The following is a 26,913-nucleotide window of genomic DNA, read 5'->3' as shown; positions in this document are numbered from 1 at the left end:
GAAGCATGCACACACAATCCTTGCCCACGCCGCTGCGGCTGCGCTGGTCTGAACGCGGAACCGGCTGGCTGGTTGGCGCGGCCCTGATCGCGCTGGCGGTGCTGGCGCCGGTACTGACGCTCGGCTGGTGGGCGATGGGCGGCAGCCTGGAACACTGGCAGCATCTGGCCAGCTATGTGCTGCCGCAGGCCTTCGCGAACACCGTCATGCTGCTGGCCGGAGTGGGCATCGTCGTGACCTTGCTTGGCACCGGCGCCGCATGGCTCGTGACCGCGTATGAGTTTCCCACGCGCCGGGTCCTGACCTGGGCGCTCCTGCTGCCGCTGGCGGTGCCCACCTACATCATCGCGTTTGCCTACCTGGACCTGCTACACCCCATCGGACCCATCCAGTCGGCGATCCGCGCCATGCTCGGCTTCGACAGCCCGCGCCAATTCCGCCTGCCCGATCTGCGCTCCATCTACGGCGCGATCTTTGTCCTGGGCTTCGTGCTGTACCCCTATGTCTACCTGAGCACCCGCGTCATGTTCATGACGCAGGCCGCCAGCCTGCTCGAAGCTGCCCGCACGTTGGGCGCGGGCCGCGTGGCGGTGTTCTGCCGCGTCGCCCTGCCCCTGGCTCGTCCCGCAATTGTGGTGGGCGTGAGCCTGGCGCTGCTCGAGACCCTGAACGACATCGGGGCCTCCGAATTCCTTGGCGTGCAAACGCTGACCGTCTCCGTCTACACCACCTGGGTCACCCGTTCAGACCTGGCTGGCGCCGCGCAGATTGCGCTGACCATGCTCGCGATCGTCATCGGGCTGATTCTGCTGGAACGCCACGGCCGCAAGCGGCAGCGCTACGCCAACACGCAGCGCATGCGCCCGATGCAGCCGCGTCGGCTGCGTGGCGCGGCGGCTGCCGTCGCGGCCCTGCTGGGCTGGATTCCCGTCCTGATCGGGTTTGTCGCGCCGGCGCTGTATCTGGTCGTTGAAACCTACAAGCGGCTTCACCTGGTGGGCGGTGTGTCGGACCAGTTGATCGGCGGCCTGAGCAACACCCTGATCGTCGCGTCCAGCGCCACCGTGGTCACCCTGCTCTGCGGGATGATCGTTGCGTGGGCGGGCCGCACCCTGCGCGAAAGCGCCGGCTTCAATCCTGGCCGCGCCTGCGCGCGCATCGCCAGCCTGGGCTATGCGGTGCCTGGCACGGTGCTGGCCATCGGCCTGCTGACACCCTTCGTGTGGATCGACACCGCGGTCGCACGGGTGTTCGGCGGCACGGGGCTGTTCCTGATGGGCTCGATGGGCGCACTGGTGTGCGCCTATGCGATCCGCTTCCTGGCGATTTCCACCGGGGCGCTGGAAGCCGGCCTGGCGCGCATCCCGCCGTCCTTGGAACAAGCATCGCGCCTGCTTGGCGAAACCTCCGGCGGCACGTTGCGCCGCGTCCACCTGCCGTTGCTGCGGCCCGCGCTGGCCGCGAGCGCGCTGCTGGTGTTCGTGGACGCCATGAAGGAACTGCCCGCCACCCTGCTGCTGCGCCCCATGAATTTCGACACCCTGGCCACGTGGCTTTACGCGGAAGCCGCGCGCGGCACGTATGAAGAAGGCGCCGTGGCCGCGCTGGCCATCGTGCTGGCCGGCCTGCTGCCGGTCATTCTGCTGGCGCGCACCAATCTGAAAATGGGACATTGATCATCGTGCCCGATCTGCTAGAAATCGACCACATCTCCCTGGCCTACGACACACCCGCTGGCTTGAAACCCATCGTGCAGGACCTGTCGCTGGGCTTGCCCGCCGGCCACATCGGCTGCCTGCTGGGCGAGTCCGGCTGCGGCAAGACCACCGTGTTGCGCGCCATTGCCGGGTTCGAGCCGGTGCGCGCCGGCCGCATCCTGCTGGACGGCACGGTAATCTCGTCGCCCACCGAACAGGTCGCGCCCGAGCTGCGCCGCGTGGGCATGATGTTCCAGGACTACGCGCTGTTTCCGCACCTGACCGTGGCGCTGAACGTGGCGTTCGGATTGCGCAAGCTGCCGCGTCCGGACCGCGCCCGCCGCGTCGAAGAAATGTTGGAACTCGTCGGCCTGGCACACGCCGCCAACAGCTATCCGCATGAGATCTCCGGCGGCCAGCAGCAACGCGTGGCCCTGGCCCGCGCGCTTGCGCCCTCGCCCGACCTGTTGCTGCTGGACGAACCGTTCTCAAACCTGGATGTGGACACGCGCGAGCGGTTGGCCTTCGAGGTGCGCGAGATTTTGAAGACCACAGGCCACACCGCGATCCTGGTCACGCACAACCAGGCCGAAGCGTTCGCGATCGCCGACCGCATCGGGGTAATGGCCAAGGGCCGCATCGCGCAATGGGATACGCCCTACAACCTGCACCACAACCCGGCCGACACCTTCGTGCGCGACTTCATCCGCCGTGAAGCGCTTGAAGAACAGCGCGAACAGGCGCTGGCGCGTGGCCGGTAGCGGGACCTGCGAGGCCCGCGCGGACCTCGGCGCCCCCGCGTCCCGCATGCCCCGCACTGCAGATCAATCCGCCGACAGCTTCACCTTCTGCGACAAGGCCTTGAAGGCCTCGTGCTGGCTTTGGGTCAGCCGCTCGACTTCCTGCGGCGACGAGCCATAAGGCATGAAGCCGGCCTTCTCCAGCTTGTCCTTGACGTCCGGCATCGCAAGCGCCGCCTGGAAGGCGTCGCTCAGCACGCGCGTCACGTCGGGCGACATGCCGGCCGGCCCATAGACCGCGAACCACGGATCCACGACCGCGCCCGAATACCCCAGTTCGGCCAGCGTCGGCACGTCGGGCAACGCTGGCGCGCGCTTGCTGCCGGTGACCGCCAGCGCGCGGACCTTGCCCGCATTGATGTGCGGCAGCGACGCGGGCAGGTTGTCGAACATGACCGGCAAGTGTCCGCCCAGCAGATCGTTCAACGCCTGGGCGCTTCCCTTGTAGGGCACGTGCTGCATGCCGGCCCCGGTCAACTGGTCGAACATCACCCCCGCCAGGTGCATGGACGTGCCCGTACCGGGCGTGCCGTACGACGTATTGGGATTCGCCTTGGCGTACGCGACCAGGTCCTTGACACTGTCCACCTTCACCGACGGGCCCACCTCCAGCACCACGGAAGACGCCCCCAGCATGCTGATGCCTGTGAAATCCTTGGTCGGATCGAACGGCATTTTCGGGTACACGAACGGATTGAGCGCGTTCGTGGATATCGCGCCGAAGCCGATGACGTACCCGTCCGGCGCGGCCTTGGCGACGGCGTCCATGCCGATGTTGCCGCCCGCGCCGGGACGGTTCTCGACGATGACCGGCTGCCCGAGCTTTTCGGCCACTTTCTGGCCCGCCGTGCGCGCGACCAGATCAGTCGTACCGCCCGCGGTGTACGGCACGATGAAGGTGATGGGCTTGGCCGGATAGCCGGCGGCGTGCGCGGGCACGGCGCCCTGGATCAACGCCAACGCGGCCAGGCCGCGCAGCGCATTGTGGGTGTAGCGATGCATGATGTCTCCCTCCCGTTTGTCGTTATGCACGGGTAGCGCATCTTATCGCCGGACAGCGGCGGCGCACAGCACGATCCGCCTCGCTTATTCCGCCGGGTATCAATTCATGTTCCGCCGCGGGCGTTTATCGCCTGCGCGCCCGCTCCTATAGTTCGTCTCACTGTCTGAGCGCGCAGGCACCCTCAAATGCCAAACCGGAGTATTGAAATGTCGAACAAGACTGTAGTGATTACAGGCGCGTCCAGCGGAATCGGATTTGCCCTGGCGCAGGAATACCTGCGCCGCGGCGACAACGTGGTGGGCAACGCCCGCAGCCAGGAAGGCCTGAACGCGGCCGCCGAGCGGCTGGCTAAGGAAGGCCTGGGCTTGCCCGACCGCTTCCTGGCCGTGGCCGGCGACATCGCCCTGGCCAGCACTGCCCGCGATATCGTGCGCCAGGCCACGGAGCGGTTCGGCCGCATCGACGTGCTGGTCAACAACGCGGGGATCTTCATTCCCAAGCCCCTGGGCGACTACACCGACGATGACCTGGACCGCATCATCGATACCAACCTGAAGGGCTTCTTCCACATCACCCAGCAGGCCGCCGCGCACATGTCGGAATACCGCGACGGCCACATCGTCAACATCACGGCCAGCATCGCCATGCAGCCCAGCAGCCGCGTCCCGGCGCTACTGCCCGTGCTGATCAAGGGCGGCCTGAATCACGCCACGCGGGCGTTGGCGATCGAACTGTCTGACCGGAACATCCGCGTCAACGCGGTGGCGCCCGGCATCATCGAGACGCCGATGCACGATCCGGCCACGTTCGGCTTCCTGAATTCGTTGCAGCCTGCCGGCCGCATGGGCAAGGTGGACGACATTGTCGGTGCGGTTACCTATCTGACCGATTCGGCCTACACCACCGGCGCGATCCTTCCGGTCGATGGCGGCGCCGCTGCGGGTCATTGGTAGCATCACCACGACCGCCCGCCGCGCGGCGGGCGTCCTCACCTTGAGAGACCCACCATGTCCATTGAAGCCAGACTGGCCGAACTTGGCCTGATCCTTCCGCCCGCCCCCCAGCCGCTGGGCCAGTACACCGCCGTCAGCCAGGCGGGCGACCTGCTGTTCATCTCGGGCCAATTGCCGTTGCGCGACGGGCGCGTGGTGTGGCAGGGCCGCGTCGGCGTGGAGCTGACCGTTGACCAGGGCCGGCAGGCCGCGGAACTGGCCGCGCTGAACGTGCTGGCGCAGATCCGCCAGCACACCGGCAGCTTCGACCGGCTGGACCACCTTGTCCGCGTCGAGGGTTATGTCGCCAGCGCGCCGGGCTTTCTGGATCAGCCCGCCGTGCTGGATGGCGCGTCCGGCCTGTTTGCACGGGTGCTGGGCGAGAAGGCCGGCCACGCGCGCACCGCCAATTCGGTTGCGCAGCAGCCAGGCAACGCGGCAGTGATCCTGGTGGTGATCGCGCAGTTGAAAGGCGTCTGACGCCGCTCAGTCCGCTAGCTTGTCGACCAGGAAATCGACGAACGCCCGCACGCGGCGCGATATGTGCCGGGCATGCGGGTACAACAACACGAACGGCCGGGTGCTGCCGCCATGTTGCTGCAGCACCTCGGTCAGCCTGCCCGCGCGCAGATCGTCTTCGACCACGAAGCGATACGTCTGAAAGAGGCCGGCGCCCGCACGGGCCAGCGTCACGCCGCCCAGTACATCCTCGGCCGTGCCATAGGCGCCGTCGGTCACGATGTCGACCGCTTCGCCCTCCACCTGAAATGTCCACGGAATGCGCCGCCCGCTGCTAGGCCGGTCGAACTGGATGCAGTCGTGCGCAGCCAGATCCTCCAGCGTTTGCGGCGTGCCGCGCCGGCGCAGGTATTCCGGCGCGCCGACCACCACCAGTTCCGCGTCCTCCAGCTTGCGCGCGATCAGCGCCGAGTCGTCGGGCGCGCGCCCGCGCACCGACAGGTCATAACCGTCATCGGCGAAATCGACATTGCGGTTGCTGATGTGCACGTGCACGTCCACGTTGGGATACTTGTCGCGAAATGCGGGCAGCAGCGGCAGAACGCGGTAATGCGCATAGGGCGTCGGCAGGCTGATGCGCAGCCGCCCGGCCGCGCCCTGCCCGCCCACCTGGCGTTCGGCGTCGACCAATTGCGCAATGGCGGGGCGCACCTGCTCGAAGTAGGCACGCCCTTCGTCGCTCAACCGGATATGCCGCGTGCTGCGCACGAACAGCCGAATGCCCAGCCGCGCCTCCAGCCGCGAGACGCTGCGGCTGACGGCTGCCGGCGTGACGCCCGCAGCATTGGCGGCGGCCGTGAAACTGCTGAGTTCCGCAGCCAGGCAGAACATCTCGATGCTGCCCAGCTGCAGGTCGTCAAAGTGGCGCGTCATGCAGGCTCCTGCCGTGAAATCCGGCCGGGGCAACCATCAGGCCGCCCCCGCCGGTCAGCGCCCCATCACATCGATGATGCGCTGGGCGATGTACTGGCCGTGAGTTTCCAGCGCGAAGTGGCCGGTGTCCAGCAGTTCAACCACGGCATCCGGGTTGTCGCGGCGATAGGCCTCGGCGCCCGGCGGAATGAAGAACGGATCGTTGCGGCCCCAGATCGCCAGCGTGGGCACCTGGGCCTGGCGGAAGAACGCCTGGAAGGCGGGGTATTGCGTCAGGTTGTTCGCATAGTCCAGGAACAGGTCGAGCTGAATATCCTTGTTGCCCGGCCGTTCAAGCAGGGCCGCGTCCAGCGTATAGCCTTCGGGCGCGACGCTGTCCGGGTCGGCCACTCCGTGCACATACTGCCACTTGGTGCCTTCGAAGTTCAGGATGGCATCGTGAATGGTCTGGCGGTTTGCGGGCGACGGGTCGTTCCAATAGGCGCGGATGGGGGCCCACGCGTCGCCCAGGCCGTCGAGATACGCGTTGCCGTTCTGCGAAACCAGACCGGTCACCCGCTCGGGGTGCGCCACCGCCAGTCGCAAGCCGGTCGGCGCGCCGTAGTCGAAGAAATACATCGCGTAGCGGGTCAGCCCCAGTTCGTCGACAAACGCTTCCAGCGACTTGGCCAGGTTGTCGAAGGTGTAGCGGTAGCCGCGCTCGGCCGGAACCTCGGTAAAGCCGAATCCGGGCAGATCGGGCGCGATGACGCGAAAGTGTTGGGCAAGTTGCGGGATGACGTTACGGAACTGATGCGAAGACGTGGGAAAGCCGTGCAGCAGCAAAAGCACGGGAGCCTGCGGGTCGCCGGCTTCGCGATAGAAGAAGCGCAGGCCGTCGGCTTGCGCATGGCGGTAATGGACGGTGTGGTCGGGGTGGGCAGTCATGAGGATCTCCGGTATTCGGGCAAGGAATGACGATGGGATTTCGAAGCTTCACGGCACAGTCTACGCATTTTAAGTAACCTGTCAATAGCCGTGTTACCGGTTACTCAACATCGAATCGGCGTGTAATGCGGTGATGGAATGTGGCGGTGCGGGCCGCCCGGCTCCCACATCCTCCCGACGCCAACAATGAAAAAGCCCGGCATAAGCCGGGCTGAGAACCATCGATCGTTGTCATTTCGCCTTGGCACTGGCGTCGGCGGCCTCGCGCTGCCGGAACGCCGCCACCTTGTGCCGGTTGCCGCACAGCGCCATGCTGCACCACCGCCGCTTGTGCGACCGCGTCCTGTCGTAGAACCACAGCGAGCACGCATCGCTTTCGCACTTGCGCACCAATCCAAAATCGCCATACGCGAGCAGGTCGGCCGCCGCCTCGGCCACCGGCAGCAACCACTGTGCTGCGGTTTGCGAGGGATAACGGCGCGACACCACCAGGCTGCCGTCGTCTGCCGGCGCAAGCTCGAGGTGACTGCCCCCCGCCGCCAGGGCGCGATTCAACGCGGAAAGCGCCAGGGGCGCGTGCGCCTTGCGCTGGGCGACCAATTCCCGGACGGTTTCGCGCAGGCCGCGGGCGCTTTCCAGCAGACCGGCCGGCGCGGGGCCCTGCGCGGCGGCGAATCCCGCCAGCGCCAGCCAGCCCGCCACGTCCGCGTCCGATTGCCATCGGTCGACCGGGCCGGCGCTACTCTGCTCGACGGTGTTGATCAGATCCAGGGCGACGTGGTCGCCCAGTTGGCGGAATTCGGGTGCGTGGCTGGTGTTCATGATGATCTCCGGCGCCAGTGTAACCCTCAAAAATAAACAATAAAAGTTACACGATCATGAGGGGCATTACACCCCCCATCACGCATTGTCATCCCGCCCCGCTCAGGCGCGGGCTTCCGGCAGCGGGATGTACTCGGTCTCATCGCCCGGCACGATCTGATCGAACCGCGTGCGTTGCCAATCCTGCTTGGCCTGTTCGATGCGGTCTTTGCTGCTGGACACGAAGTTCCACCACACGAAGCGCGGGCCGTCGAGCGGCTCGCCGCCCAGCACCGCGAACCGCGCGGCCGTCCTGGCCCGGATTTGCACCGGTTTGCCCGGGGCGAACACGACCAAGCGCCCGCTTTCGTACGTCTGGCCGTCGATTTCGACCTCGCCCTGCGCCAGATAGGCGGCGCGCTCTTCGTGTTCGGCCGGCAGCACCGTAGTCGCGCCTGCCTGCAGTTGCAGGTCGCCATAGAACAGGGGCGACAGCGTCTTGACCGAGGAGGTCTTGCCGAACAGCGAACCGGCCACGACCTGGGCGCGCACGCCCTCGCCTTCGATCACCGGCTGCGCGTCCAGCCCGTAGTGCGTGAACCCCGGATCGGTCTCTTCGTGCGCCTTGGGCAGCCCGACCCAGATCTGCAGGCCACAGAGGCGCTGCGGCGCAAGCCGGCTTTCCGGCGAGGAACGTTCGGAATGGACGATGCCGCGACCGGCCGTCATCCAGTTCACTTCGCCCGGCAGAATGGTCTGCGTGTGACCCGCGCCGTCGCGGTGGACCATGGAACCTTCGTACAGGTACGTCACGGTGGACAGGCCGATGTGCGGATGGGGACGCACGTCGATGCCGGCGCCCACGTCGAAGTCCGCCGGTCCCATCTGGTCCAGGAAGACGAACGGACCGACGCTGCGGCGCTGCATGGAAGGAATGGCGCGGCGGACGGAAAAACCGCCCAAGTCGCTGGTGCGCGGCACCACAACGGTTTCGATCTGGCTTTCGCCGGCTTGGGACAGGGTCGACATGGTGCAATGCTCCGCAATGGGTAGGCCTGGGGCCATCTTAATGGCCTCGCGGCCGGTATTGTGTGAAACCGGGCGGATTCCAGGATCCGCCCGGCAGTTGGCGTCAGGCCAGGTCGAAGACCAGCACTTCGGCGTCCTTGCCGCCCGACACCTCGACGCTGGCGGCGTCGGTGATCGCCACGGCGTCGCCGGCATTCAGCGCGGCGCCGTTGACCGTCACGCTGCCGCGGGCCACGTGGACCCAGGCGCGGCGGCCGGCAGCCAGCGGCAGCGAGGCCGACTCGTCGCCGTCGAACAGACCGGCGTACAGACGGGCGTCCTGATGGATCGTCATCGATCCGTCAGCGCCGTCGCCCGTCACCAGGGCTTGCAGACGGCCGCGCTTTTGCTCATCGCTGAAGGCGCGCTCTTCGTATTCCGGCGCGATGCCGGTCACGTTCGGCTCGATCCAGATCTGCAGCATGTGCGTTTCGGCATCGGGACGGGGGTTGAACTCGGAGTGCATCACGCCGCGGCCGGCGCTCATGCGCTGGACGTTGCCCGGCTGGATTTCCGAGCCGCTGCCCATGCTGTCCTTGTGGGCGATGGCGCCGTCCAGCACGTAGGTGATGATCTCCATGTCCCGGTGGCCGTGCGTGCCGAAGCCGCGGCCGGCCGCAATGCGGTCGTCGTTGATGACACGCAGCGCGCCGAAGCCCATGTGAGCCGGGTCGTAGTAGTTGGCAAAGGAGAAGGTGTGGAACGAATCAAGCCATCCGTGGTTGGCATGACCCCGTTCTGCAGCGCGGCGAATCGTAAGCATCTTGAACTCCTGTTTCAATAATATGAATGATTAGGGGGTGCATCCTGGCTGGCTTTCCGCCTTGCCGTTTGTCTGCATCCCCGGCATGAGTGGTATTCTGCGCGCCTTGCCCCTCGGTTTTGGCGCTATATTTTGATGACTTCGTTCAAATTATTTGAATACCCACATTTCGCGCTCTGACATGCAGCCCATCACCCCGGAACTTCTTGTCCTTGTCGACGCGATTGCACGCCACGGCAGCTTTGCCAAGGCGGCGCGCGAACTGGGCAAGGTGCCCTCCGCCGTCACCTACTCCATCCGCAAGCTCGAAGACGGCTTGGACGTGCTGCTGTTCGACCGCTCGGGGCACCGCGCGCTGCTGACCCCGGCGGGCGAAGCGCTGCTCAAGGATGGGCGGCATCTGTTGCAATCGCTGGACGAGCTGGCCAGCCGGGTCAAGCGCATTGCCACGGGATGGGAAGTGCAACTGCGCATCGCCGTCAGTGCCGTGATTCCGTGGCGGCCCATCTACGACCTGATCGACGAATTCCATGCGGTGGGCAGCGCCACGACGCTGCGCTTTAGCACGGAAGTGCTGAGCGGCAACTGGGATGCCTTGACCTCCGGCCGCGCCGACCTGGTGATCGGCGCGGGCGCGGCTGGCGAACCCACGGGCCCGTATCGTTCACAAGCGATCGGCGTGATGCAGTTCGGATTCTGCGTGGCGGCGAATCACCCGCTGGCCTCATTGCCGCAGCCGCTCAGCCGCGCGGACATCACGCGTTACTGCGCCGTGGTGATTGCCGATACCTCGCGCAACCTGCCCGTGCAGTCGCGCGGCATCCTGTCGGAGCAGCCGACGCTGGTGATGCCGTCGATGCAGGCCAAGATCGACGCGCAGGTGCGCGGCCTGGGCTGCGGCTATCTGCCGCTGACGCTGGCCGCACCCTACCTTGCGCAAGGGTTGCTGGTGGTGTGCGAAACGGATGAAGGCATGTCCCTGACGGAACACGTGGCGTACGCGTGGCGGGCGGAGCCGCCCGGCGAGGCCATGAAGTGGTGGCTGCAGAAACTGAAGTCGCCGCGCCTGTGCGAAAGCCTGCTCGGCTTGTAGGCCGGCCCGAGCCCACATGCGCTCGGGTCCGGCGTCCGGAACCGGCCCACTGCCGGGCCGGCGCCGGATCGGTTACTCGTCTTCGATACCCAGCTCGCGCAGCTTGCGCGTGATGGTGTTGCGGCCGATCCCCAGGCGCGAGGCGGCTTCCACGCGACGGCCCCGGCTGGCATCCAGCGCGCTTTGCAGCAGGATCTTCTCGAACTGGCGCGTCAGTGTCGCCATGACCGCGGGTTCGCCGCGCTCCAGCCGGTACTGCGCATCGCGCAGCAGCGAATCCTGCCAATTGCGCGGCGCGCCGTCCTCAGCCGGTTCCGCAGCGTAGGCGCCCGACTGCACGACCGTACCCACGCCAGCCGTCGGCGTCGCGGGCCGCATGGGTGCGGACCCGGGCTGCGGCTGATGTTCCATCGCCCGGATTTCAGGCGGCAGGTCGATACGATCCACTGTCTGGCCCGGCGCCATCACCGTCAGCCAGTGGCAGAAGTTTTCCAGCTGGCGCACGTTGCCCGGGAAGTCGAACTTGGTCAGCACGGCCAGCGCCTCGGGCGTCAGCCGCTTGACGGGCACGCCCAGCGTGCGCGCACTGGCGGTCAGGAAGTGCTGGGCCAGCGCGGGAATATCCTCGACCCGCTCGCGCAGCGGCGGCAGCCGCAGGCGGATCACGTTCAGGCGGTGAAACAGGTCTTCGCGGAAGAGGCCCTGCTCGACCCGCTGCTCCAGCGGCTGGTGCGTGGCGGCCACAATGCGCACGTCCACGCGCACGGGCTGCGCGCCGCCGACGCGGTAAAAGCTGCCCTCGGCCAGCACGCGTAGCAGTCGCGTCTGCAACTCGATCGGCATGTCGCCGATTTCGTCCAGGAACAACGTGCCGCCGTGCGCCTCTTCGAAGCGGCCGCGGCGCAGATTGTTGGCGCCGGTGAACGCGCCGCGCTCGTGGCCGAACAGTTCGGCCTCCAGCAGGTCGCGCGGGATGGCCGCGGCGTTCAGCGCTACGAACGGGCCGCTGGCGCGCACGCCGTGGCCGTGCAGCGCGCGGGCCACCAGTTCCTTGCCCGTGCCGGATTCGCCGGTGATCAGGACGGTGACCTTGGACTGCGCCAGCCGGCCGATCGCGCGAAAGACTTCCTGCATGGCGGTGGACGACGATTGCGTCATCATCCAGCGCTCGTTGTTCTGCGCCGCTTCGCCCTGCCCGTCCGGGCTTTCGGGTTGGGCCGATTCCTGCATGGCGCGCTGGATCAGCGCGACGGCCTCGTTCACGTCGAACGGCTTGGCCAGGTAATCGAACGCGCCGCCCTGGAAGGCGGAAACGGTGCTGTCCAGATCCGCAAACGCGGTCATCACGATGACCGGCAGACCGGGATGCCGCTCTTTCAGTTGGCGCAACAGCTCCAGGCCGTTGCCGCCGGGCATGCGGATATCCGACACCAGCGCCACGGGCGTTTCACGCGAAAGCGCCTCGAGCACGTCGGCCGATTGGGAAAAGCTGCGGGTGGGGACGCCAGCGCGGGCCAGGGCCTTTTCGAGGACCCAGCGGATGGCCTGGTCGTCGTCGACGATCCATACGGGTTTCATCAGTTTGCGGGCTCCATCGGGAGGACCAGGCGAAACTCGGTGCGCCCCGGTCGGGATTCAAATTCGATGATGCCGCCGTGCTGTTGCACGAAGTCCTGCGCCAGGCTCAAGCCCAGGCCGGTACCGCCAGCCCTGGCCGTGACCAGCGGGTGGAAGATGCGGTCACGGATGTGGTCCGGCACGCCCGGACCGTTGTCGATGATGGACAGCACGAGCGCCAGGCGGTGCTGCCGGTGCGCCAGCATGACCTGCCGCGCTACGCGGGTGCGCAGCGTCACCACGCCGGGATCGGTCTGCGGGCCTTGCGGACGCGCCACCAGTTCCTGCGCGGCGTTGCGCGCCACGTTGAGCACGGCCTGCATCAGGCGGGCGGCGTCGCCCTTCAGGTCCGGCACCGAGGCGTCGTAGTCGCGCTGGATCGTGACGTCGTTGCGGAACTCGGCCTGGATCAGCGCGCAGACGCGCTCGCAGATTTCATGGATGTTCACCGGCCGCGCATTGAGCGGCACACGTTGCGGGCCGCTCAGGCGGTCCACCAGCGCCTGCAGGCGGTCGGCTTCGGAAATGATGACCTGGGTGTATTCGGCAAGGGCTGCGCTGGGCAGCTCGGCTTCCAGCAGTTGCGCGGCGCCGCGCAGCCCGCCCAGGGGATTCTTGACTTCATGCGCCAGGTTGCGCAGCAGTTCGCGGTGGGCTTCGATCTCGTCCACCAGCCGGTGGTTGCGGTCGGCCAGCACGCGCTGCTCGATTTCGCGGGTCTCGATCAGCACCGGCCAACGCTGGCCGGTCAGTCCGACGGTGGTCACGGCGACTTCCACGGATTCGGCGGCGCGGCGCAACGAGGCCAGTTGCCTCACGTCGGCGTACCTGCCGCCCGCGGCGCGGTCGATGGATGACTGGATATTCTCGGGGTTGTCGAACAGGGTGGCGGCGGAATGCCCGCCCAGTTGCTTGCGCGAGCGGCCGAACAGGTCCTCGGCGGCGGCGTTGGCGTATTCGATGTGGCCGCGCTCGTTGACCAGGAAGACTGACGTGGCTAGCAGATCGAGAGCTTCAACATTCATTTTCAACGTACCCGAATGGACAGGGGAAAGCGGAACGCGTCCGCGACGGGCGCGCCAACCCGGCGCCCTGCCCGCCGGCGCGGGGCCGGGCGGGCAATTCGTCGGGCGGCTACCTGGTGGTGCGCGTGGTGTAAGCCGTGCTTCTGCCTACCTCATCGCGCTCCCCCCAGCCACGGCCTCAAACCATCAGAGGCTGTAGTACATGTCGAATTCGACCGGGTGCGTCGTCATGCGCAGACGCGTCACATCGGCCATCTTCAGGTCGATGTAGGCGTTGATCATGTCGTTGCTGAACACGCCGCCACGGGTCAGGAACTCGCGATCCTTGTCCAGCGATTCCAGCGCTTCTTCCAGCGAGGCGCAGACGGTCGGGATCTTCGCGTCTTCTTCCGGCGGCAGGTCGTACAGGTTCTTGTCGGCCGGATCGCCCGGGTGGATCTTGTTCTGGACGCCGTCCAGGCCGGCCATCATCAGGGCCGAGAAAGCCAGGTACGGGTTGGCCAGGGGGTCCGGGAAGCGCGCTTCGACGCGGCGGCCCTTCGGGTTACCGACGTACGGAATGCGGATCGAAGCCGAACGGTTGCGGGCCGAGTAGGCCAGCTTCACGGGCGCTTCGAAGTGCGGGACCAGACGCTTGTACGAGTTCGTGCCCGGGTTGGTGATGGCGTTCAGGGCCTTGGCGTGCTTGATGATGCCGCCGATGTAGTACAGGGCGAATTCGGACAGGCCGGCGTAGCCGTTGCCCGCGAACAGGTTCTGGCCGTCCTTCCAGATGGACTGGTGAACGTGCATGCCGGAGCCGTTGTCGCCAACGATGGGCTTGGGCATGAACGTGGCGGTCTTGCCGTAGGCATGGGCCACGTTGTGCACGACGTACTTGACGATCTGGGTCCAGTCGGCGCGCTGCACCAGCGTGCTGAACTTGGTGCCGATTTCGAGCTGGCCGGGAGCAGCCACTTCGTGGTGGTGCACTTCAACCGGCACGCCCATCTGTTCCATCAGCAGGCACATTTCCGAACGCATGTCCTGGAACGAATCGACCGGCGGAACGGGGAAGTAGCCGCCCTTCACGCCCGGACGGTGGCCGGTGTTGCCGCCTTCGAATTCCAGGCCGGTCGACCACGGGGCTTCTTCGGACTTGATCTTGACGAACGTGCCCGACATGTCGGTGTTCCAGGTCACGCCGTCGAACACGAAGAATTCGGGTTCCGGACCGAAGTAGGCGGTGTCGCCCAGGCCGGAGGACTTCAGGTAGGCTTCAGCGCGCTTGGCCAGCGAGCGCGGGTCGCGGTCATAGCCCTTCAGGTCCGACGGTTCGACCACGTCGCACGACAGGATCAGGGTCGGCTCTTCGCGGAACGGATCCAGGTTGGCGGTGGCGCAGTCGGGGATGAGGAGCATGTCGGAGGCTTCGATGCCCTTCCAGCCCGGGATCGACGAACCGTCGAAAGCCTGCCCGCTTTCCAGCTTGTCTTCATCGATAGCGGTGGTGGGCACGGAAACGTGGTGCTCACGGCCAACCGTATCGGTAAAGCGGAAATCCACGAATTTCACTTCGTTATCGGCGATCTGTTTCAGGACGTCTTTCGGGCTTGCCATGTCATCTCCATTAGATAAAAGGGTCGAGGGCTTTGCCCGTCGACTGGCATAAAAGAGGGAAGCAATAAGCGTGCCAGGTTTAGCCCCGGTATTCCCGGGGGGAGGCACGGCAGTCTTGGGGCAATGTAGCACCATCGTGGTGCAAAAGATGGAGCATGATCGCCCCATCTTGGTGCTTGCACCTTACAGGAACATTTCCTGAAGGTCATTGAGGAAGCGCCAGCCCAGGGGCGTCGCGCGCAGGCGCGTGGGATCGGCGTCGAGCAGGCCCCGTTTCGAGGCTGCCTCCAATTGGTGCGCAATGACGGCAAGCGACAAACCGGTGCGTTCGTTGAACGCCGGGGCGGCCACGCCGTCCTTCAGGCGCAGGGCGTTGAGCATGAACTCGAACGGCAGCTCGTCCGGCCCGACCTGCCGGCTCTCGGCCAGATGGCTGCCGTCGCGCGCCATGGCGGCCTGCATCCACGAATCCGGACTGCGCAGCCGCGCTTCGCGCACGATGCGGTCATGAAACGAGAGCTTGCCGTGCGCGCCGGGGCCGATGCCCAGGTAGTCTCCGAACTCCCAGTAATTCATGTTGTGGCGGCAGCGGGCGCCCGGTTTGGCGTAGGCCGATACCTCGTAGCGCGCAAGTCCCGCCGCCGCCAGCTCGGCTTCCACCGCGTCCTGCATGGCGGCGCTCGTGTCGTCGTCCGGCAAGTCTTCAGGTGGAAACTTCGCGAAGACCGTGTTCGGCTCCATCGTCAGGTGATACAGCGACAGGTGCTCGGTGCCGAACGAAATCGCCTGCCGCAGATCGGCCGTACAGGCTTCCAGCGTCTGCCCGGGCAAGGCGAACATCATGTCCAGATTGACCCGGGCCGCCGCCTGCTGCGCCATCTCGATGGCCGCGCGCGCCTGGCTGGCATCGTGAATGCGGCCCAGCTTCTTCAACTGCACATCGTCAAAGCTCTGGATGCCCAGCGAGAACCGCGTGACGCCGCTGGCCGCATAGTCACGAAAGCGCCCCGCCTCGGCCGTGCCGGGGTTGGCCTCCATCGTGATTTCGGCATCAGGCCACAGGTTCAGGTACGCCCGCAGCATTGCCAGCAGCTCGTCCAGGCCGGCCGCCGACAACAGGCTGGGCGTGCCGCCGCCGATGAAGACGGAAATGACCTGCCTGCCCCAGATGGACGGCAGCGACTGCTCGAGGTCGCTGCGCAGCGCATCCAGATAGGCGCGTTCGGGAATCTCGCCCGGCGCGGCGTGCGAGTTGAAATCGCAGTACGGGCACTTGCGCACGCACCACGGCACGTGGACGTAGACCGACAGCGGCGGCAGGCTGGTCAGCGTGGCGCCAGCGGGAACAACGAGGCGCGACTTGGTCGCGCCCATATCGTTGCGGATGGGAATGGTGATGGACATGCGAAAAAATTCCTGGCGCCTTGGCGGCGCCGTGGTCAAGCGTGGCTCAGCTTGCTGAGCAGCTCGCGCAGCGCCCGGGCGCGATGGCTGACCCGGTTCTTTTCATCGGGATCCAGCGACGCGGCGGTCAGCGCCATGTCGGGCAGGTAGAAGTGCGGATCGTAGCCAAAGCCGTTGGCGCCTTCGGGCACGTCGATGATCTCGCCGTGCCACAGGCCTTCGCCGATCAGCGGACGGGGGTCGTTCTCGGAACGCACCAGCGCCAGGACCGCCACATACCAGGCGCTGCGGTCGGCGACGGACGCCAGGTTGCGCACCAGCAGTGCGTTGTTGGCTGCATCGGACTTTTCGCCGCCGTTCATCTTGGCATAGCGCGCCGAATACACGCCCGGCGCGCCGTCCAGCGCGGCCACGCACAGGCCCGAGTCGTCCGCCAACGCGGGCAATCCGGTCAGGCGGCTGGCATGGCGGGCTTTGGCCAGCGCGTTTTCCACGAACGTGACGTGCGGCTCTTCGGCTTCCGGCACGCCGAGGTCGCCCTGCGGCACCAGCTCGATGCCCAGCGGCGCGAACAAGGCGGAAAACTCGCGCAGCTTGCCGGCGTTATTGGACGCCAGGACAACACGGCGCAGGGAGTCGGGAATCTTGGGGGAAGTCATAGGCCGGATTGTATAGGGCGAGGCCGGCGGCGGGCGGGCATTCCACGATATTGGCGTGGGTACCACGTACGTGAGAATTCGTTGTTGACACGGATGTAACAGCGACTGAAGATTGCACGTCACGACATGGCGCAACAACGCAGACATATTTTGTTGTCAATATGACCGATCTTGTCACTGATCGTATCTCAATGCCCCGGCGATGAACTCCATTCACGCTTTGCCACGGCCCGCCGCGGCCCGCGCTCCGCTCAATCCTCCCGGCGGCGCGCCCGCGCACGCCAGTCTGGCTGGCATTCTGCGCGAAAGATTATTGCGGCCGCGCTTCCAGCCTGTGGTCGACCTGTCGCACAGCCGCATCTACGGCCACGAAAGCCTCATCCGCGGTCCCGCCGACACCCCCCTGCACTTTCCCGACGCCCTGTTCGCCGAAGCGCGACGCCAGGGGCTGCACCCCCAGCTTGAACTGGCCAGCTTCCGCGCGGGCGCACGCGGGTTCGAACAGAACGACGCTGCGGGCAAGCTGTTCCTGAACCTGTCCGGTTCCGCCCTGCTCCATTACTGGACCCTCTGGGGCCACGACATGCCCGGCAGGCTGCTCAAGGACTGCGCGCTGGAACCGGCCAGCATTGTCGTCGAACTGACCGAGCAGGATCCGCTGTCGGACCGCATGGGCGAACTGCACAACGCCTTTGCCTGCCTGCGCGAGGCCGGCATGCGCATCGCGCTCGACGACTATGGCGTCGGTAATTCCAACCTGCAGCTCTGGGCCGAAACCCAGCCCGAGCTGGTCAAGATCGACCGCTATTTCTTTGACGGCATCGGCCACGACGAGCGTAAACAGAACATGGTGCGCGCCATCCTGAAGGTGGCGCAGCACCTGGGCACGTCGGTCATCGCCGAAGGCATCGAAACCGCCGAGGACCTTGCCGTCGTGCGCGAGCTGGACATCCGCTACGCGCAGGGCTGGTTCCTGGGGATGCCCGACGAAACCCTGCTGACCGAACTGACCCCACCCCTGCGCGACTCGCTGCGCTCGCGCACGTCGGCGCCGGTGTCGCAGCGCGCCGCCGGCGGCACGGCCGTCAGTCTGCGGGTCGAGGCCCCCGCCGCGCTCCTGACCAAGCACACCAACGACGACGTGCATCGCCTCTTCATCGAGCACAAGAACCTGCACGCCGTGGCGGTGGTCGACGCCGACAACCGGCCGGTCGGCATCATCAACCGGCGGGACTTCTCCGAACACTACGCGCAGCGCTACACGCGCGAGCTCTTCGGCCGCGACGCCTGCTCGACCTTCATGAACGCCGAGCCGGTGCTGGTGGACGTGAACGTGTCGATCGACCAGCTGAGCCACGTGCTGATTTCCGAAGACCAGCGCTACCTGATGGACGGGCTGATCATCACGCGCGACGGCCGCTATGACGGCCTGGCCACGGGCGAAACCCTGGTGCGCTCGGTGACCGAGATGCGTATCGAGGCGGCGCGCTACGCCAATCCGCTGACGTCCCTGCCCGGCAATATCCCCATCAGCCGGCACATTGCCACGCTGCTGGAAGACGCCGCGGACTTCACGATCTGCTACGGGGACCTGAACAACTTCAAGCCCTTCAACGACGTCTACGGCTACTGGCGCGGCGACGACATGATCATGCTGACCGCCGACGTCATCAAACGCCATTGCGACCCGCAGCGCGATTTCGTGGGGCATGTGGGCGGTGACGACTTTGTGGTGCTGCTGCGCAGTCCGGACTGGATGACGCGCATCGAGCGCATCATTGCCGAATTCAACGAGGGCGCCATGGCCCTGTACGACGAACAGGGCCGCCGCAACGGGGGCATCGAGGCCGAAGACCGTTACGGCGTGCCGCGCTTCTTTCCGTTCGTGACGCTGGGCGTGGGCGCCCTGACCGTCACGCCCTCGTTATGCGAGCGCATCCGCCCTGAGGACATCGCCTCGGCGGCTGCCCATGTCAAGCACAAGGTCAAGCACGGGAACCTGTCGCTCGTGGCCGAGCGCTACACGGGCGCCATCCTGCCGCAGCTCACCGGCTGAGGCTTCGCGCGCTGCCGCCTGCGCGCCCTCTGCAATCTGGAATTTGGCCACGGCCCGGCGCAGTCCTTGCGCCTGGGCTTCGAGCGCCGCCGCAGCGGCCGCCGTCTGTTCGACCATGGCGGCCGTCTCCTGCGTGGACCGCTCGATATCGGCCACCGCATCGTTCACCGAGGCAATGCCGGACGCCTGTTCGGCGGTGGCGCTGGAAATCTCGTTCACGATCTGCGTCACACGGTCCACGGAAGCCACCATATCGCGCATGGTGTCGCCCGCCAGGTTCACGTGACGCACGCCCGCATCCACGCGCGCGGCCGAGTCTTCGATCAGGCCCTTGATCTCGCGCGCCGCCTGGGCGCTGCGCTGCGCGAGCGACCGCACTTCCCCCGCCACGACGGCAAAACCCTTGCCCTGCTCGCCCGCGCGCGCCGCTTCCACGGCCGCGTTGAGCGCCAGGATGTTGGTCTGGAACGCAATGCTGTCCACCACGCCCACGATCTCGCCGATGCGCCGCGCGCTGTCGGCGATGCCCTGCATGCTGTGCACCACTTCGTCGACGGCCTGGCCGCCGCGCTGCGCCAACTGCGTGGCGCTGACCGCTTGCCGGCTGGCCAGGTCCGCGTTGCCGGCGGTCATTTGCACGGTGTGCGCCAGCTGCGTCATGTTGGCCGACGCTTCCTGCAGCGAGCCCGCCTGCCGGGCCGCGCGGTCCGACATGTCCGCGCCGCCGGCTGCGATTTCGCCGGCGCCGGTATGGATCTCTTCGACGCCCAGGCGCACCGACGCGACCGCGGTCGACAGCCCTGTTTGCATCCGGCGCATGGCCGAATACAGCACGCCGATCTCGTTGTCGCCGCGCTGCGTGATCGCGCCGGTCAGATCGCCGTCCGCGATGCGGTCAAAGTGCGCCCCCGCCTCGTTCAGCGGCCGCACGATGCTGCGGCGGAATCCCAGCCGAATCAGGATCGCCAACACCAGGACGAAACCCAGCACGGCGGCCGCCACCACGATCACACGCTCCAGCGTGCGGCTTGCGCCGGCCACCGCCTCCTGCCCGTGTTCGCGGGCGTAGGCTTGGTAGGCCTCGACCTGCTTCACATAGCCCGCGCCACTGGCGGGCAGCGCCTTGTCCGTCAGCCGGTTGACCTCGATGCCGTTCCAGCCCTGGATCGCCTTGCTCATCGGCGCAAGCGTCTGGTCCGCAAAGGCGGCATAGGCCGTCAGCACCTGGCCGAACAGCGGCGCGCCCTGGGCACTGTAGTCGGGATTGGCGCGCAGGCGCGCCAGACTGGCGGCGGCCTGCTTGAGCAGCCCATCGGCCTGGGCCAGCGACGCGTTGCGCGCGCCTTCCAGCCCGCCTTCCATCGCCGTCTTGGCGTCGGTCAGCGCCGCGCGCGCCTGAAACAGCCGGCTGGTCATATCCGCGAGATCACTCGCCCTTTCGATGCTGCCCCGGCCCAGGGCCTCGATATCGGCGCGGTTGTCGCGCAAGACCGTGATACCCGCCGCCGCAGCGACAGCGAACAGCACGACGAACAACGCAAGAATGGCCGATAGCGCCGTCGTGACTCTCAGATTTTTCCGCATATCCATCCGTGTATAGCCTTGGCCGCCTTCGCGGCAGTGCCACGGATTATGGAGATGCAGTTTGGCAATTTCTTGACACAACCTTGGCGGAAACATGACGCACAGCGGTCATGAAGGTGCGCTTTTGCGTTCAGGAACCCCGTATTAATGATTCGTGAATTGGCACCTGGCCGCCCTTGCGGCACATTCGATCCTGTACCGAACCATTCCTTCACATAGAACAGTCAGCCACATGCACCAAGCCTCCCACGCCTACCAGGACATCCGCGAAGCCGTGCGCGACCTCTGCGCGCAATTCCCCTCCGAATATTTCCGCAAGGTCGACGAAGAGCGCGGCTATCCCGAGGACTTCGTCCGCGCCCTCACCGAAGCCGGCTGGCTGGCGGCGCTGATCCCGCAGGAATACGGCGGCTCGGGCCTGGGGCTGACCGAAGCCTCGGTCATCATGGAAGAAATCAACCGCAGCGGCGGCAATTCCGGCGCCTGCCACGGCCAGATGTACAACATGGGCACACTGCTGCGCCACGGCTCCGAAGCCCAGAAGCGAGAATACCTGCCCCGCATCGCCGCCGGCGAACTGCGCCTGCAGTCGATGGGCGTCACCGAACCCACCACCGGCACCGACACCACCAAGATCAAGACCACCGCCGTCAAGCGCGGCGACCGCTATGTCATCAATGGGCAGAAGGTCTGGATCTCTCGTGTGCAGCATTCGGACCTGATGATTCTGCTGGCGCGCACCACGCCGCTGGATCAGGTCACGCGCAAGTCCGAAGGCATGTCGATCTTCCTGGTCGACCTGCACCACGCGGTCAAGCACGGCATGTCGATCCGCCCGATCCCCAACATGGTCAACCACGAGACCAACGAACTCTTCTTCGACAACCTGGAAATCCCCGAAGAAAACCTGATCGGCGAAGAAGGCAAGGGTTTCAAGTACATCCTGGATGGCCTGAACGCCGAGCGCACGCTGATCGCCGCCGAGTGCATCGGCGACGGCTACTGGTTTGTCGACAAGGTCACCGCCTACGCCAAGGAACGCGTGGTGTTCGGCCGCCCCATCGGCCAGAACCAGGGCGTGCAGTTCCCCATTGCGCGCGCGCACATCAACGTCGAAGCGGCCAGCCTGATGCGCTACGAGGCCTGCCGGCTGTTCGATGCCCACGAGCCCTGCGGCGCCCAGGCCAACATGGCCAAGCTGCTGGCGGCGGACGCATCCTGGGAAGCCGCCAACGCCTGCCTGCAGTTCCATGGCGGCTTCGGCTTTGCCAATGAATACGACGTCGAACGCAAGTTCCGCGAGACGCGCCTTTACCAGGTGGCGCCCATCTCGACCAACCTGATCCTGTCGTACGTCGCCGAACACATCCTGGGCCTGCCCCGCTCCTTCTGACACGCCATCTTCCGACATGACCGCAGACAAAGACACCCCGCACCTGAGCGCCGAACTCGCGGCCTTTGCCGCCAACCTGCGCTACGAAGACATTCCCGCCCCGGTGCTGCGCCGCGCCGAAGACCTGCTGCTCGATTGCCTGGCCTCCATCCTGGCCGGCGCGTCGGCCCGCGCGGTCCAGGCGATCGACCGCTATGCCGCCGCGATGGGGCCGGCGGATGGTCCCAGTGAAGTCCTGATCACCCGCCGCCGCACCACGCCGCTCTTTGCCGCCATGGTCAACGCGGCCGCCGCGCACGTGGTGGAACAGGACGACGTGCACAACGGCTCGGTCTTTCACCCGGCGGCCGTGGTGTTTCCGCCTGCCCTGGCCGTGGCGCAGGCGCTGGGCTCCTCGGGCCGCGATCTGCTCACCGCCGCCGTGGCCGGCTACGAGGTCGGCATTCGCGTCGGCGAGTTCCTGGGCCGCTCGCACTACAAGATCTTCCACACGACCGGCACGGCTGGCACGCTGGCCGCCGCGGTCACCACCGGCCGGCTGCTGGGCCTGTCCCCTGAACAGATGCTGCACGCGCTGGGCTCGGCCGGCACGCAGGCCGCGGGGCTGTGGGAATTCCTGCGCGACGCCGCTGATTCCAAGCAATTGCACACCGCCAAGGCGGCTGCAGACGGCATCACCGCGGCCTACCTGGCGCGCGAAGGGTTCACCGGCGCACGCCACATCCTGGAAGGCCCGCAGGGCATGGCGGCCGGCATGTCCACCGACGCCGACCCCAGCCGCCTGTGCGACCGCCTGGGACAGCGCTGGGCGCTAGCCGAAACCTCGTTCAAATTCCATGCCTCGTGCCGCCACACGCATCCGGCCGCCGACGCGCTGCAGCAGGCGCTGCGCGACAACCACCTGACCGAGGACGACGTCGAACGCGTCGTGGCGCACGTCCACCAGGGCGCCATCGACGTTCTTGGTCCGGTTGTGAATCCGCAGACAGTGCACCAGTCCAAGTTTTCGATGGGCACGGTGCTGGCGCTGATCGCGCGACAAGGCCGCGCCGGTCTGGCGGAATTTGACGCGGGCCTCGACGACCCGGGCGTCGCCGCCTTCCGCGGGAAAGTGGAAATGGCGCTCGACCCCGAAGTCGACGGCGCCTATCCGCAACGCTGGATCGGCAAGGTCACGGTGTACACCTGCGACGGCCGCGTGCTGCATGGCCGCGTCGACGAACCCAAGGGCGACCCGGGCAACACGCTCAGCCGCCCCGAAATCGAGGACAAGACGCTCAGCCTGGGCAGGTACGCCGATGCGGCGACGGAACAGGAACTGCGCGGATTGATTGCGACGATCTGGGGGCTTGAAAAAGTGGGCAAGGTGGAGGCGCTGTTGCCGAAGTAACTCGCGAATGCCTGAAACTCAGGCACAAAAAAAGCCGCATCTGCGGCTTTTTTTGCGTTGTGGCCACGCTGCAAGCGTCTGCGGCAGAAGTCTGTCACCGGGTTCGCACGACGGACCCGGCACCACACAGCTCACGCCAGCGCGGCGCGCTGGGCCTTCACCAGGTTGGCAATCCCGTTTTCCGCCAGCACCAGCATCGTGTCCAGCTCAGCCCGCGTGAACGTCGCGCCCTCGCCCGTGCCCTGCACTTCCACGAATGCGCCGCTGCCCGTCATGATGACGTTCACGTCGGCGTCGCAGGCCGAATCTTCCGGGTAGTCCAGATCCAGCACCGCCTGGCCGTTGACCAGGCCCACCGACACCGCAGCGACGGCGTCGCGGATCGGATTGGTGGCCAGATCGCCACGTTTCATCAGCAGACCAACCGCGTCGGCCGCCGCGACCCAGGCGCCCGTGATGCTGGCGCAGCGCGTGCCGCCGTCGGCCTGCAGCACGTCGCAATCAAGGTGCAGCGTGCGTTCGCCCAGCGCCTTCATGTCGAACACCGCCCGCAAACTGCGTCCGATCAGGCGCTGGATCTCCTGCGTGCGGCCGCTCTGCTTGCCGCGCGCGGCCTCGCGGTCGCCGCGCGTGTGCGTGGCCCGCGGCAACATGCCGTATTCAGCCGTTACCCAGCCTTCGCCCTTGCCCTTCAGAAAAGGCGGTACCTTGTCCAGGACGCTTGCCGTGCAAAGCACATGGGTGTCGCCCGCCTTCACCAGCACGGAGCCTTCGGCGTATCGCGTAAAGCCACGCTCCAGGCTGAACGGACGCAATTGGTCGGCGGCGCGGCCCGACGGCCGGACATTCGTGGGGATGGTGGTCACAACTGGCTCCAGACTTGGCTTAGATTCGCGGCATTGTACGGGCAGGCGTCACAAGACAATCTCGCTTGGAGTATCCTGCCGCGATGTATCCGGTTGAAAACACAGACCCGCTGCCCAGGACCTGGGCGCCGCGGGCCCCGGCGCAACCGGCTCCTATTCCAAGAATCACCAGGACACGCACACCATGATCCGCAGCATGACCGCCTTCGGCAACGCCCGAGCAGACTTAGAACAAGGCACTCTCGCCATAGAACTGCGCAGCGTCAACAGCCGCTTTCTCGACCTGTATTTCCGTCTTCCCGACGAACTGCGCCACGTGGAAACGCCCCTGCGCGAGCTGCTGACCACCAACCTGGCCCGCGGCAAGGTCGAAATCCGCGTGTCCTTCACCCGTGCGGCCAACGCCGACCTGTCCAAGCTGGATCCCGCCTGGCTCGACAGCCTGGCCGAACAGCTGCAGGCCGCGCGCCGCATCATTCCGGACATCGCGTCCCCGCGTCTGGCCGAACTGTTCAACTGGCCCGGCCAGCGCGGCAACGACGCCCTGGACCCGCAGATCTGGGGCGCCGCGTGCCTGCAGGCCGCGCAGCAGGCCCTGACACAGCTTCAGGAAGGCCGCGAGCGCGAAGGCGAACGCCTGGCCGGCATGATGCGCGAATGCGCCGATGGCGTCGCGCGCGTCGTGGACATCGTGCAGGCGCATCTGCCGCAACTGCTGGCTGACCACCGCGAGCGCCAGGCCGCCAAGCTGCGCGAAAGCGTCGAATCCGCATTCCCCGGTGGATTCACGCACATTTCCGGCGCGGAACTGTCCGAACGCCTGTCGCAGGAAGCCAACCTCTTTGCCCTGCGCATCGACGTGGCCGAAGAACTGTCCCGCCTGCGCTCGCACCTGGAAGAACTGCGTCACCTGCTGTCCGACGGCGGCGGCAAGCCCGCGGCCGGCAAGAAGAACGCCGGCAGCGCGGGCAAGCGCCTGGATTTCCTGTTCCAGGAAATGAACCGCGAAGCCAACACACTGGGTTCCAAGGCCGGCAGCATGGAAGTCACCCGCGCCGCCATGGACCTGAAGCTGCTGATCGAGCAGATGCGCGAGCAGGCGCAGAACATCGAGTAAGGGGCGCGGCGCCCGCTGGGGTTGCTACCCCCGCCTGCCGGCCACCCTGTTAGCGGCTCTCGCCCGTCGCCGGCTCGCCCCGCAGGGCCGAATCCAGGTATTCACTACGGGCGCGCGCGTCCGGAAAACGCATGTCGCGGTAGCTGACAAAGCGCGATCCGCGCGTCAGGCGGTAGCCGGCCCAGATCAGCAAAAAGAGCGGAATGCCGATGTAGGTGGCGACCACGCCGCCCCACTGGATCTTGTCCTCCAGGAACGCCTGGTAGTTCTGACCCAAGGTGATGATCAGGCACAGCACGAACGCGAAGATCGGACCGAAGGGGAAGAACGGGGACACATACGGCAGATCCGCCAGGCTGTTGCCCTGCTTCACGTAACCCCGCCGAAACCGGTAATGGCTGATGGCAATGCCCAGCCACGCAATGAACCCGGTCATCCCCGACGTATTGAGCAACCAGATATAGACGTCGTTGGGACTGAAGAGGAAGGTGAAAAAGCACAGCGCCGCGACGACGGTGGTGGCCAGCAGCGCCCACAGGGGCACGCCGCTACGCGAAATCCGGCCGAAGATCCGCGGCGCCTTGCCTTCGCGCGCCAGGCTGTAGAGCATGCGCGTGGCCGCATACATGCCCGAATTGCCGGCGGACAGCACCGACGTCAGCACCACGGCGTTCATCACGGAGGCCGCACCCAACAGTCCCGCGCGTTCGAAGATCAGCGCGAACGGGCTGACGCTGATGTCCTCGACATCGTTGCGCAGCAGGTGCGGGTCGGTATAGGGAATCAAGAGGCCGATGACCAGGATCGCCGCCACGTAGAACAGCAGAATGCGCCAGAACACCTGGCGCACCGCGCGCGGCAGATTGCGGGCCGGATCCTTGGATTCTCCTGCGGCAATGCCGATCAGTTCGGTGCCCTGGAACGAAAATCCCACCACCATCGCCACGCCGATCAGCGCAGCAAAGCCGCCTGCGAAGGGCGCGTCGCCCACCGTCCAGTTGGCCAGCCCGCCCGTCTCGCCACCGCGGATGATGCCCAGCAGCATCATCACGCCCATGGTGACGAAGGCCAGCACCGCAATCACCTTGATCAGCGCAAACCAGAATTCGGCCTCGCCGAACCCGCGGGCGGACATCGCGTTCAGTCCGAAAGTGATGGCCAGGAACAGCGCGCTCCAATAGAAGCCGGGCACGTCGGGAAACCAGTACGCCATGACGAGCTGCGCCGCGACCAGGTCGACCGCCACCGTCACCGCCCAGTTGTACCAATAGTTCCACCCGAGCGCGAAGCCGAAGCCGTCTTCGACATAGCGCGCGCCATAGGTCGAGAACGAACCGGACACCGGCATGGCGGCCGCCAGTTCGCCCAGGCTGGTCATCAGGAAATAGACCATGATGCCGATCAGCACATAGCCCAGCAGCGCACCGCCGGGGCCGGCCTTGGCGATGGTCGCGCCCGACGCCACAAAGAGTCCGGTGCCGATGGACCCGCCGACCGCGATCATGGTCAGGTGGCGCGCCGACAGCGTGCGCCGCAATTCGGACGGCCTGTCCGCCTGCGCGTTGCGCGTGCCGCCTGAGCGACGGTCATCGTGTTCCGATGGTGCCAAAATGCGTTCCTTCACGTCTGGATGGCGCTCGCGCAATTCGCTGCGAACGCCCTGGGAT

Annotated in this window: 22 protein-coding genes and 1 pseudogene; 9 read left to right on the top strand and 14 right to left on the bottom strand. The window is 66.4% G+C overall.

The window, feature by feature from the left end; genetic code table 11:
• The first annotated feature begins 5 nt into the window (after positions 1 to 5).
• Both AB3147_RS13220 and AB3147_RS13215 read left to right on the top strand, forming a co-directional pair.
• On the top strand, positions 6 to 1,676 hold the full coding sequence (locus AB3147_RS13220; protein WP_367352111.1) for an ABC transporter permease: 1,671 nt from the start codon (positions 6 to 8) through the stop codon (positions 1,674 to 1,676).
• Between the two features lie 5 nt (positions 1,677 to 1,681).
• Entirely contained in the window at positions 1,682 to 2,458 is a 777-nt protein-coding gene (locus AB3147_RS13215; RefSeq protein WP_218343727.1) for an ABC transporter ATP-binding protein, read from the top strand.
• A 63-nt stretch (positions 2,459 to 2,521) separates the two neighbouring features.
• Here the strand turns inward: AB3147_RS13215 and AB3147_RS13210 are convergent, their stop codons facing one another.
• Positions 2,522 to 3,499 carry a Bug family tripartite tricarboxylate transporter substrate binding protein gene (locus tag AB3147_RS13210; protein ID WP_175121657.1) on the bottom strand — a complete coding sequence of 326 codons (978 nt, stop codon included), beginning with the start codon at positions 3,497 to 3,499 and terminating at the stop codon, positions 2,522 to 2,524.
• Between the two features lie 207 nt (positions 3,500 to 3,706).
• Between AB3147_RS13210 and AB3147_RS13205 the strand changes: the two genes are divergently transcribed.
• Both AB3147_RS13205 and AB3147_RS13200 read left to right on the top strand, forming a co-directional pair.
• The gene (locus AB3147_RS13205; RefSeq protein WP_218343726.1) at positions 3,707 to 4,453 is read left to right on the top strand and encodes an SDR family NAD(P)-dependent oxidoreductase; all 747 of its coding nucleotides are present in this window, start codon (positions 3,707 to 3,709) and stop codon (positions 4,451 to 4,453) included.
• Positions 4,454 to 4,507: 54 nt separating this feature from the next.
• Positions 4,508 to 4,972 (top strand): RidA family protein, encoded by a 465-nt coding sequence (locus tag AB3147_RS13200; protein ID WP_218343725.1) that lies wholly within the window; start codon positions 4,508 to 4,510, stop codon positions 4,970 to 4,972.
• Positions 4,973 to 4,978: 6 nt separating this feature from the next.
• Here AB3147_RS13200 and AB3147_RS13195 read toward each other — a convergent pair whose 3' ends face one another.
• The 5 genes from AB3147_RS13195 to AB3147_RS13175 form a co-directional block, all read right to left on the bottom strand.
• Positions 4,979 to 5,884: a LysR family transcriptional regulator gene (locus tag AB3147_RS13195; RefSeq protein ID WP_175121660.1), complete on the bottom strand. Its 906-nt coding sequence runs from the start codon at positions 5,882 to 5,884 to the stop codon at positions 4,979 to 4,981.
• A 54-nt stretch (positions 5,885 to 5,938) separates the two neighbouring features.
• Positions 5,939 to 6,811 (bottom strand): alpha/beta fold hydrolase, encoded by an 873-nt coding sequence (locus AB3147_RS13190; protein WP_367352110.1) that lies wholly within the window; start codon positions 6,809 to 6,811, stop codon positions 5,939 to 5,941.
• A 231-nt stretch (positions 6,812 to 7,042) separates the two neighbouring features.
• Positions 7,043 to 7,633 carry a CGNR zinc finger domain-containing protein gene (locus tag AB3147_RS13185; RefSeq protein ID WP_239213411.1) on the bottom strand — a complete coding sequence of 197 codons (591 nt, stop codon included), beginning with the start codon at positions 7,631 to 7,633 and terminating at the stop codon, positions 7,043 to 7,045.
• Positions 7,634 to 7,735: 102 nt separating this feature from the next.
• Positions 7,736 to 8,641 (bottom strand): pirin family protein, encoded by a 906-nt coding sequence (locus AB3147_RS13180; RefSeq protein WP_175136602.1) that lies wholly within the window; start codon positions 8,639 to 8,641, stop codon positions 7,736 to 7,738.
• A gap of 103 nt (positions 8,642 to 8,744) precedes the next feature.
• Complete coding sequence (locus tag AB3147_RS13175; RefSeq protein ID WP_175121664.1) at positions 8,745 to 9,443, bottom strand: pirin family protein; 699 nt, start codon at positions 9,441 to 9,443, stop codon at positions 8,745 to 8,747.
• Positions 9,444 to 9,624: 181 nt separating this feature from the next.
• Here AB3147_RS13175 and AB3147_RS13170 point away from each other — a divergent pair, with 181 nt between their 5' ends.
• A complete protein-coding gene (locus tag AB3147_RS13170) occupies positions 9,625 to 10,536 on the top strand; it encodes a LysR family transcriptional regulator (protein WP_175121665.1) in 912 nt (303 codons plus the stop codon).
• Between the two features lie 72 nt (positions 10,537 to 10,608).
• Here AB3147_RS13170 and ntrC read toward each other — a convergent pair whose 3' ends face one another.
• The 5 genes from ntrC to rdgB all read right to left on the bottom strand — a co-directional run bounded on the left by ntrC (position 10,609) and on the right by rdgB (position 16,840).
• Positions 10,609 to 12,114 carry a nitrogen regulation protein NR(I) gene (gene ntrC, locus AB3147_RS13165; RefSeq protein ID WP_279973953.1) on the bottom strand — a complete coding sequence of 502 codons (1,506 nt, stop codon included), beginning with the start codon at positions 12,112 to 12,114 and terminating at the stop codon, positions 10,609 to 10,611.
• Entirely contained in the window at positions 12,114 to 13,178 is a 1,065-nt protein-coding gene (gene glnL, locus AB3147_RS13160) for a nitrogen regulation protein NR(II) (RefSeq protein ID WP_367352109.1), read from the bottom strand. Before glnL ends, ntrC begins: the two co-directional genes overlap by 1 nt.
• A 186-nt stretch (positions 13,179 to 13,364) precedes the next feature.
• Positions 13,365 to 14,777: a type I glutamate--ammonia ligase gene (gene glnA, locus AB3147_RS13155; protein WP_175136605.1), complete on the bottom strand. Its 1,413-nt coding sequence runs from the start codon at positions 14,775 to 14,777 to the stop codon at positions 13,365 to 13,367.
• A 183-nt stretch (positions 14,778 to 14,960) separates the two neighbouring features.
• Positions 14,961 to 16,181: a radical SAM family heme chaperone HemW gene (gene hemW / locus AB3147_RS13150; protein WP_367352108.1), complete on the bottom strand. Its 1,221-nt coding sequence runs from the start codon at positions 16,179 to 16,181 to the stop codon at positions 14,961 to 14,963.
• A gap of 35 nt (positions 16,182 to 16,216) precedes the next feature.
• Positions 16,217 to 16,840 carry an RdgB/HAM1 family non-canonical purine NTP pyrophosphatase gene (gene rdgB, locus AB3147_RS13145; RefSeq protein WP_175121668.1) on the bottom strand — a complete coding sequence of 208 codons (624 nt, stop codon included), beginning with the start codon at positions 16,838 to 16,840 and terminating at the stop codon, positions 16,217 to 16,219.
• A gap of 202 nt (positions 16,841 to 17,042) precedes the next feature.
• Between rdgB and AB3147_RS13140 the strand changes: the two genes are divergently transcribed.
• Entirely contained in the window at positions 17,043 to 18,896 is a 1,854-nt protein-coding gene (locus AB3147_RS13140; RefSeq protein ID WP_254594874.1) for an EAL domain-containing protein, read from the top strand.
• Positions 18,897 to 19,046: 150 nt separating this feature from the next.
• Here the strand turns inward: AB3147_RS13140 and AB3147_RS13135 are convergent.
• Positions 19,047 to 20,480: pseudogene (locus tag AB3147_RS13135) on the bottom strand (methyl-accepting chemotaxis protein); the annotation flags it as partial.
• Positions 20,481 to 20,712: 232 nt separating this feature from the next.
• Here AB3147_RS13135 and AB3147_RS13130 point away from each other — a divergent pair.
• Complete coding sequence (locus AB3147_RS13130) at positions 20,713 to 21,873, top strand: acyl-CoA dehydrogenase family protein (RefSeq protein ID WP_105238791.1); 1,161 nt, start codon at positions 20,713 to 20,715, stop codon at positions 21,871 to 21,873.
• Positions 21,874 to 21,889: 16 nt separating this feature from the next.
• On the top strand, positions 21,890 to 23,263 hold the full coding sequence (locus tag AB3147_RS13125) for an MmgE/PrpD family protein (RefSeq protein WP_367352107.1): 1,374 nt from the start codon (positions 21,890 to 21,892) through the stop codon (positions 23,261 to 23,263).
• 131 nt (positions 23,264 to 23,394) lie between these two features.
• On the opposite strand, the gene rph is transcribed toward AB3147_RS13125, so the two are convergent.
• Positions 23,395 to 24,129 (bottom strand): ribonuclease PH, encoded by a 735-nt coding sequence (rph, locus tag AB3147_RS13120; RefSeq protein WP_175136609.1) that lies wholly within the window; start codon positions 24,127 to 24,129, stop codon positions 23,395 to 23,397.
• Positions 24,130 to 24,313: 184 nt separating this feature from the next.
• On the opposite strand from rph, the gene AB3147_RS13115 reads away from it, so the two are divergent.
• On the top strand, positions 24,314 to 25,246 hold the full coding sequence (locus tag AB3147_RS13115) for a YicC/YloC family endoribonuclease (RefSeq protein WP_175121671.1): 933 nt from the start codon (positions 24,314 to 24,316) through the stop codon (positions 25,244 to 25,246).
• Positions 25,247 to 25,295: 49 nt separating this feature from the next.
• Here AB3147_RS13115 and AB3147_RS13110 read toward each other — a convergent pair whose 3' ends face one another.
• Positions 25,296 to 26,855 (bottom strand): amino acid permease, encoded by a 1,560-nt coding sequence (locus AB3147_RS13110; RefSeq protein ID WP_175121672.1) that lies wholly within the window; start codon positions 26,853 to 26,855, stop codon positions 25,296 to 25,298.
• Positions 26,856 to 26,913: the final 58 nt, after the last annotated feature.

The sequence above is a fragment of the Achromobacter animicus genome (assembly GCF_040775605.1).
Lineage (GTDB): Bacteria > Pseudomonadota > Gammaproteobacteria > Burkholderiales > Burkholderiaceae_B > Achromobacter > Achromobacter animicus.
This window is presented reverse-complemented; position numbering and strand designations above follow the sequence as displayed.

Coding starts and splice junctions, on each gene's coding strand:
- AB3147_RS13220 (WP_367352111.1), top strand. CDS start 6: ATGCACACACAATCCTTGCCCACGCCGCTGCGGCTGCGCTGGTCTGAA.
- AB3147_RS13210 (WP_175121657.1), bottom strand. CDS start 3,499: ATGCATCGCTACACCCACAATGCGCTGCGCGGCCTGGCCGCGTTGGCG.
- AB3147_RS13205 (WP_218343726.1), top strand. CDS start 3,707: ATGTCGAACAAGACTGTAGTGATTACAGGCGCGTCCAGCGGAATCGGA.
- AB3147_RS13200 (WP_218343725.1), top strand. CDS start 4,508: ATGTCCATTGAAGCCAGACTGGCCGAACTTGGCCTGATCCTTCCGCCC.
- AB3147_RS13195 (WP_175121660.1), bottom strand. CDS start 5,884: ATGACGCGCCACTTTGACGACCTGCAGCTGGGCAGCATCGAGATGTTC.
- AB3147_RS13190 (WP_367352110.1), bottom strand. CDS start 6,811: ATGACTGCCCACCCCGACCACACCGTCCATTACCGCCATGCGCAAGCC.
- AB3147_RS13185 (WP_239213411.1), bottom strand. CDS start 7,633: ATGAACACCAGCCACGCACCCGAATTCCGCCAACTGGGCGACCACGTC.
- AB3147_RS13180 (WP_175136602.1), bottom strand. CDS start 8,641: ATGTCGACCCTGTCCCAAGCCGGCGAAAGCCAGATCGAAACCGTTGTG.
- AB3147_RS13175 (WP_175121664.1), bottom strand. CDS start 9,443: ATGCTTACGATTCGCCGCGCTGCAGAACGGGGTCATGCCAACCACGGA.
- AB3147_RS13170 (WP_175121665.1), top strand. CDS start 9,625: ATGCAGCCCATCACCCCGGAACTTCTTGTCCTTGTCGACGCGATTGCA.
- ntrC (WP_279973953.1), bottom strand. CDS start 12,114: ATGAAACCCGTATGGATCGTCGACGACGACCAGGCCATCCGCTGGGTC.
- glnL (WP_367352109.1), bottom strand. CDS start 13,178: ATGAATGTTGAAGCTCTCGATCTGCTAGCCACGTCAGTCTTCCTGGTC.
- glnA (WP_175136605.1), bottom strand. CDS start 14,777: ATGGCAAGCCCGAAAGACGTCCTGAAACAGATCGCCGATAACGAAGTG.
- hemW (WP_367352108.1), bottom strand. CDS start 16,181: ATGTCCATCACCATTCCCATCCGCAACGATATGGGCGCGACCAAGTCG.
- rdgB (WP_175121668.1), bottom strand. CDS start 16,840: ATGACTTCCCCCAAGATTCCCGACTCCCTGCGCCGTGTTGTCCTGGCG.
- AB3147_RS13140 (WP_254594874.1), top strand. CDS start 17,043: ATGAACTCCATTCACGCTTTGCCACGGCCCGCCGCGGCCCGCGCTCCG.
- AB3147_RS13130 (WP_105238791.1), top strand. CDS start 20,713: ATGCACCAAGCCTCCCACGCCTACCAGGACATCCGCGAAGCCGTGCGC.
- AB3147_RS13125 (WP_367352107.1), top strand. CDS start 21,890: ATGACCGCAGACAAAGACACCCCGCACCTGAGCGCCGAACTCGCGGCC.
- AB3147_RS13115 (WP_175121671.1), top strand. CDS start 24,314: ATGATCCGCAGCATGACCGCCTTCGGCAACGCCCGAGCAGACTTAGAA.